Source organism: Bacteroides sp. An269, from assembly GCF_002159755.1.
Lineage (GTDB): Bacteria > Bacteroidota > Bacteroidia > Bacteroidales > Bacteroidaceae > Phocaeicola > Phocaeicola intestinalis.
On record NZ_NFJG01000231.1, the window covers coordinates 1 to 1,135 of the forward strand.

Below are 1,135 nucleotides of genomic sequence, written 5' to 3' on the forward strand. Positions count from 1 at the left end.
ATTGCAACACTAAGTTAAGTGAATCTTCTGACATGGCAAAATACTGGGTAATATATTATTACTCAGTATTTTAAATTTATTTCTAACAATATGTGTTGCGGAATTAAGGTATTCCTTTTTCTACCGCTATTTTGTGCAATTCTTCCTTATTTTCATATTTTATATCAGGCCCATAGTATATAGCTTTTAGGCATTCAACATCAGGTATAGAAATATAATCATTATTATCCTCAAGATTATAATATAACATACGCCATTCACATTCATGACTATATTCTTTTCTATCTTTATACAAATATGCTTTATAAACATACAATTGATTAAAGGGACAGTTAATATCAAGCATGTATGACCACACATTATTTACGTCCAATTTACTAAAACATTCCCGTACATATAGATTTCCTTCTTCCAATGTAAAATCAGGTAAGATATCAGTATATATCACAGGAAATAAATTGACATTTAAATTTATATTGGTATATTTATAAATACATTTTCTTAAATCATATTCAAGGGCAAATCCTTTATATCCATCCGCATATCTGTCCCACATATATTTAGACTGAACACTTTCTGTGAAACAACCTATTTTTGCATTGCTACATGAATTACGTAAGCGAGTTTCTCGCTTCTTCATATCATTTTTTATATCATCTATAAAGTTGGAATAATTATTATATAATTTTTCTATTATTTGTTTCTCGCTTAATCCCAATTCTCTATAAAAACAAATTTCCGAAGCTTTTTCTGTCTTTAAAAATGGAGACTTTTGCGTTACATCTTGTAAACAGTTTTGCAACGCATTTTTTAATGCAAATTCTAAATCTTGATGAATTTTATTCCTGTCTACATATATATAAGAATCATATTTATCAGGAAACATTCCAGCATGACATAATGATATCTTTCCATTCTCAAAATCAGATAAAGAATATTCATTAAAACTTCTATACCTATATAGTTTCTTTGGAATATTAGGTATAAGTAAATTATAAATATTATGCCATGCCTTAGTTTTCACAACGGGCAGAGTCAACCAGCGAGTGCAACATTACGAAATATTTTTGAAAAAGACCTCAGCCGGAGTCAAGAAATTGAGTTTTTCTCTCGGTCTGGCATTAATTTTCTTCCT

1 protein-coding gene is annotated in these 1,135 nt (G+C 28.7%); it reads right to left on the reverse strand.

What is annotated here, in order from left to right; translation table 11 throughout:
* Positions 1–103: 103 nt before the first annotated feature.
* Positions 104–1,024, reverse strand: a complete 921-nt coding sequence (locus B5F71_RS19455; protein ID WP_241148670.1) for a DUF2971 domain-containing protein — start codon at positions 1,022–1,024, stop codon at positions 104–106.
* Between the last annotated feature and the right edge of the window lie 111 nt (positions 1,025–1,135).